Source organism: Bradyrhizobium sp. P2_E8, from assembly GCF_056403875.1.
Genome location: NZ_JBFUES010000507.1, coordinates 1 through 5,331, shown reverse-complemented (window position 1 = coordinate 5,331; position 5,331 = coordinate 1). Strand labels below are relative to the sequence as shown.

The window sequence follows — 5,331 nt, the reverse complement described above, 5'->3', positions numbered from 1 at the left end:
TCCGGCGCAGCTCTCCGGCGGCCAGCAGCAGCGCGTGGCGATCGCGCGGGCGCTCGCCATGAAGCCGATGCTGATGCTGTTCGACGAGCCGACCAGCGCGCTCGATCCCGAGCTCGTCGGCGAGGTGCTTGCGGTCATGAAGGAGCTGGCGAAGAGCGGCATGACCATGATGGTGGTGACGCATGAACTCGGCTTCGCGCGCGAGGTCGCCGACCGCGTCGTCTACATGGACCAGGGCGCGATCGTCGAGCAGGGGCGCGCCTCCGACGTGTTGGGTGCGCCGCGCGAGGAGCGTACCAAGGCATTTCTTTCGGCTGTGATCTGACATTGGGGGTGTGGTGATGAAGAGGCTTTTGGTTGCGGCGGCGTTCTTGGGTGCCATGAGCGCATCGGTGATGGCGATCGAGCTGCCGGCGGAGATCGTCAAGCGCGGCAGTCTCAAGGTGGCGCTGGTGCCGAACTATCCGCCGATGGAGTTCCGCGATCCCGCCACCAACGCGCTGTCCGGATTCGACGTCGATCTCGGCGAGGCGATCGGCCGCAAGCTCGGCGTCAAGATCGAATGGACCGAGACCAGCTTTGCCGAATTCATGCCGTCGATTTCGACGGGGCGGGTGGATGCCATTCTGTCCGGCTTCACCGACTATGCGAGCCGGCACGAGATCGCGTCCTTCGTCGATTATCTGCGCAGTGGTCCAAAATTCTTTGTACAGCAGTCCCGTGCGTCCGAGTTCAAGGACATGGCTGCGCTATGCGGCAAGAAGGTCGGCGCCAGCCGCCGGACCATGTTTCCGGCCGAGATCGACAAGTGGAGCCAGAAGAACTGCGGCAGCAATCCGATCCAGTTTGTCGGCACCGACGGCTCGGCAGATGCGCGCACGCAGCTCAGGCAGGGCCGTATCGACGCCGCCGTGCAGGGCAACGAGACGCTGCCCTACCTGATGGACCTCGAGCCGGGCACCTATGCACCGGTCGGCGATCCGTTCGCTACGCAGTTCACGGGCATCGCCCTGCCGGTCAAGGAAAAGGCACTTCAGCAGGCCATTCTCGAGGCGGTCGATGCGCTGATCGCCGACGGCACGTATCGTACCCTGCTTGCCAAGTGGAAACTCAACGACAACGGACTAGAGAAGGCGACCATCAATGCTGGACAGTAAGGCACTCAAGAGCATTCCGCTCGTTCCGGCCAACACTGCGGATCCCGCGCCGGAATACCCCTGGCCCAAGCCGTACAAGTCGGCGATGTTCCTGTCGTTCGACGTGGACGCGGAGAGCGCCTGGACCAGCAAGGACGCCGTGCATGCGCAGCGGCTCATCACCATGAGCTATGGCGGCTACGAGGCCCGCGTCGGCACGCCGAAACTTCTGGAGCTGCTCGACCAGCTCGATCTCAAGGCGACCTTCTTCGTCACGGGTTGGTCGGTCGACGCGCATCCGGCGATGGCGGAGTCCATTCTCAAGGCTGGTCATGAGATCGGCCATCATGGCTATCACCATCTCTTGCCCGATCCGGGCGATCCCTGGATCGAGGAGGAGCTGGAGCGCGGCTTCGAGGCGCTGAAGCGCCGGCTCGGCGTCAAGCCGACCGGCTATCGCGCGCCTTATGGCGAGTTCACCGAGGAGCTGCGTGTCGCGCTGGTGCGGCACGGCATCGTCTACACCTCCTCGTTCCGCGACGACGTCAGGCCCTACCGCCATCGCCTCGCCGACGGCAAGCCGGGCACCATCGAGCTGCCGGTGACCGCGAGCTATGACGACTGGATGCACGGCCTGTCCGCGCGCTTCAGCCCGCGCTCGATCTTTCCCAAGGAGCACGTGCTCTCGCTGTGGAAGGACGAGCTGGACGAGGTGCGCGACTGGGGCGCGATGGTGACGACGGTGCTGCATCCGCAATGCAGCGGCCGTCCGATGCGGCTGCGCCTGCTGCGCGAATTCCTGACCTACGCGAAGTCCTGCCCGGACGTCTGGATCACGACCGGCGAGAAGATCGCGGCCAACTTCCTGCGCCACGAGGCCGGCAACCGTTGAGCCAAGCCATGACCCGCCGCCGCATCCTCGTCATCAACCCCAACTCCTCGGCGTCGGTGACGGCGGCGATCGACGACGCGGTCGCGCCGCTGCGCATCGCCGGCGGACCTGATATCGAGGTGGTCGGCCTCGCGGAGGGGCCGCCCGGCATCAGCTCGCAGCGCGATGCCGACAGCGTGGTCATGCCGCTGGTCAATCGCGTCGCGCGCGACGAGGCGGATGCCTTCGTGCTCGCCTGCTTCAGCGATCCCGGCCTGCATGCGGGGCGCGAGGCCGCCGGCGGCCGTCCGGTGTTGGGCATCGCCGAATGCGGCATCTTTCGCGCGCTGATGCTCGGCGAGCGTTTTGGAATCATCGCGCTGTCGCCGTCGAGCATCCGCCGCCAGCAGCGCATGGCGCGGGTGATGGGCGTCGACAGCCGCTATGCCGGAAGCTGGTCGGTCGGCGCGAGCGCGGCGGAGACGGCAGGCGCCGACATCCGCGGCCGGTTGATCGACGCCGGCCGCGCGCTGGTCACGCAGTGCCGCGCCGATGTCGTGGTGATGGGCTGCGCCGGCATGGCCTCGCATCGCGCGGCGATTGCGGAGGCGATCGGTGTACCCGTGGTCGAGCCGGCGCAGCAGGCGGTTGCGGCTGCGATCGGCGCGGTCTTGTTGAATACGTAAGATCCGTCAGGAGCCTCTTGTAATGCCCATCTCCCGCCGCTCGCTCCTCAAGGCCGCCGCAGCAATGCCGGCGCTTTCGCTGCCGGGCATCGTACGCGCTGAATCCCAGAGCACGCTGCGCTTCATTCCCGTCATCGACCTTGCCTTCGTCGATCCCATCTATTCGACCGCGCAGGTGTCGCGAAACCATGGCTTCATGGTCTACGACACGCTCTACGGCATGAGCTCCTCGCTCCAGGTCTCGCCGCAGATGCTGTCGGGCCACATCATCTCCAGTGACGGGCTGCAATGGGATCTCAGCTTGCGTGACGGCCTGTTCTGGCATGACGGCGAGCGCGTGCTCGCCCGCGACTGCGTCGCGAGCATCCGCCGCTGGGCGGCGCGCGACGGCTTTGGCGGCGAGCTGATGGAGGCGACCGCCGAGCTCTCGGCCGCCGACGACCGCACCATCCGCTTTCGTCTCAAGCGTTCGTTCCCGCTACTGCCGCAGGCGCTCGGCAAAGCCGCGATCAATGCGTGCTTCATGATGCCGGAGCGGCTGGCGAGCCAGGATCCGTTCAAGCCGCTGACCGAAGTCATCGGCAGCGGCCCGTTCCGCTATCTCGCCGACGAGCGCGTGCAGGGCGCGCGCAATGCCTACGCCAAGTTCGAGCGCTACCAGCCGCGCACCGACGGCAAGCCGGATTGGACGGCGGGGCCGAAGATCGTGCATTACGACCGCGTGGTCTGGACCACCACGCCCGATGCCGGCACCGGCGTCGCCGCGCTCCAAACCGGCGAGCAGGACTGGCAGGAAACCACGCCGCACGACCTGTTGCCGGTGATCAAGGCGGCCGGCGACATCGACACGCGCATCCTCGATCCCAGAGGCTATGCCTGCATGCTGCGCCTCAATCATCTCCAGCCGCCGTTCGACAATCCCGCGATCCGCCGCGCGCTGCTGGGTGCGATCGATCAGTCCGCCTTCATGACCGCGGTCGCCGGCACCGATCCGGCCTTCCAGGTGTCGCCGATCGGCTACTTCGCGCCGGGGACGCCCATGGCGAGCGAGGTCGGTCTCGACGTGTTCCGCGGCCCGCGCGACTACGCCAAGGTGAAGGCGGATCTGAAGGCTGCCGGGTACAATGGCGAGAAGATCGTGCTGCTCGTCCCCACCAACTCGCTCGCGCAGAAGCCGCTCGGCGAGATCGCGGTCGACAGCTTGCGCAAGGCCGGCATGAACGTCGAATATGCCGGGCTCGATTTCGCCGTCGTGTTGCAGCGCCAGCTCAAGAAGGAGCCGATCGGGCAGGGTGGCTGGAGTGCTGCGGTCGGCAACTGGCAGGGCATCGACTGGCTCAATCCGGCCGGCAACACCAACATCCGCGGCGAGGGCAAGGTCGCCGGCTGGTATGCGAGCGAGAAGATGGGGGCGTTGCGCAGCCAGTGGCTGGCGGCCTCCGAACTTGCCGAGCAGCAGCGCATCTGCCGCCAGATCCAGGCGGTGGCATTCGAGGAAATCCCCTATATTCCGATCGGCCTGTACAAGCAGCCGACCGCCTATCGCAAGGCCATCACCGGCATTCTCGACGGCACCGCCGTCTTCTGGAACGTACGCCCCGCATGAGCACGATCGCAATCTTCGGCAGCTATGTGCTGTCACGGAAAGACGGCGCGCAGGATGTGCTGCGCGACCATTGGGTCCTGGTCGAAGGCAAGAGGATCGCTGCGGTCACGCGCGACAGGCCGAGCGCCGATCGAACTTACGATCGCCCCGGCCGCTTCGTGCTGCCGGGCCTGTTGAACCTGCACAACCACTGCTTCTCCGAAGCGGTGGCGCGCAGCCACAGCGAGGACGGCAACGGCCGCAAGAACAACCAGAGCATCGTCTACACGGTGCTGCTGCCGCTGACCAAGCGAGGCGCCGATATCCTGTCGGCGGAGGAGCGCATGGCAGTCGCCCGGCTCGGCATCCTCCAGCTGCTGAAGGGCGGCGCCACCACGGTGATGGAGCCGTTCCGCAATTCGATCCCCGAGATGTTCGACGCCGCGRAAGAGATGGGCATCCGCTTCTATGGCGCGCCATACCTCTTCTCCACCTCCGACGCCAAGGCGGGGCCGGACGGCGTCGTGCAATATTCCGGCGATGACGGCACCGCCGACATGGCGACCTGGGATGCGCTCTATCAACGCTGGAACAATCGTGGCGACGGCCGCATCAGCCTTGCGATGAGCCCGCACGCCACCGACACCTGCGGCCCCGATCTGCTCAAGGCCTGCGCGGCGCGGGCGCGCGAGCTCGGCGTTCCCATCACGACGCATATGGCGCAGAGCCGTGCCGAGGTCGAGACCATCGGCAAGCGCTATGGCGGCCGCACGCCGGCGCAATATCTGGACTGGCTTGGCCTGCTCGCGCCCGATCTCATGGCGGCGCATTGCATGTTCAGCACCGACGACGACCTCAAGCTGATGGCCGCGCGCGGCATGACCGTTCTGAATTGCCCGCGCGTGTTCGCGCGCGCCGGCGTCACCGCGGCGTTCAGCCGCTTCGCGGAGCACGGTGTGCGCACCGTGGTCGGCACCGACGGCTACAACATGGATCTGCTCGGCGAGCTCAATGCCGCCTCGCTGATCTCCAAGATCACGTCCCAGCCCCAGC

At 66.5% G+C, this 5,331-nt stretch carries 6 protein-coding genes; all 6 read left to right on the top strand.

Annotated features, from left to right (window positions below; genetic code table 11):
• Nucleotides 1-325, top strand: a 325-nt coding sequence (locus AC1D00_RS24960) for an ATP-binding cassette domain-containing protein (protein ID WP_477012479.1), incomplete at its 5' end; no start/stop codon positions are given.
• A gap of 16 nt (nucleotides 326-341) precedes the next feature.
• Nucleotides 342-1,157: an ABC transporter substrate-binding protein gene (locus tag AC1D00_RS24955; protein WP_477012478.1), complete on the top strand. Its 816-nt coding sequence runs from the start codon at nucleotides 342-344 to the stop codon at nucleotides 1,155-1,157.
• Nucleotides 1,144-2,028, top strand: coding sequence for a polysaccharide deacetylase family protein (locus AC1D00_RS24950; protein ID WP_477012477.1), 885 nt, complete (start codon nucleotides 1,144-1,146; stop codon nucleotides 2,026-2,028). The genes AC1D00_RS24955 and AC1D00_RS24950 overlap by 14 nt, the downstream gene beginning before the upstream one ends.
• A gap of 8 nt (nucleotides 2,029-2,036) precedes the next feature.
• Nucleotides 2,037-2,693: an aspartate/glutamate racemase family protein gene (locus AC1D00_RS24945; RefSeq protein WP_477012476.1), complete on the top strand. Its 657-nt coding sequence runs from the start codon at nucleotides 2,037-2,039 to the stop codon at nucleotides 2,691-2,693.
• A 22-nt stretch (nucleotides 2,694-2,715) separates the two neighbouring features.
• The gene (locus AC1D00_RS24940) at nucleotides 2,716-4,299 is read left to right on the top strand and encodes an ABC transporter substrate-binding protein (RefSeq protein WP_477012475.1); all 1,584 of its coding nucleotides are present in this window, start codon (nucleotides 2,716-2,718) and stop codon (nucleotides 4,297-4,299) included.
• Nucleotides 4,296-5,331: amidohydrolase family protein (locus AC1D00_RS24935; protein WP_477012474.1), on the top strand; the 1,036-nt coding region annotated here is incomplete at its 3' end. The genes AC1D00_RS24940 and AC1D00_RS24935, both read left to right, overlap by 4 nt.

Coding starts and splice junctions, on each gene's coding strand:
- AC1D00_RS24955 (WP_477012478.1), top strand. CDS start 342: ATGAAGAGGCTTTTGGTTGCGGCGGCGTTCTTGGGTGCCATGAGCGCA.
- AC1D00_RS24950 (WP_477012477.1), top strand. CDS start 1,144: ATGCTGGACAGTAAGGCACTCAAGAGCATTCCGCTCGTTCCGGCCAAC.
- AC1D00_RS24945 (WP_477012476.1), top strand. CDS start 2,037: ATGACCCGCCGCCGCATCCTCGTCATCAACCCCAACTCCTCGGCGTCG.
- AC1D00_RS24940 (WP_477012475.1), top strand. CDS start 2,716: ATGCCCATCTCCCGCCGCTCGCTCCTCAAGGCCGCCGCAGCAATGCCG.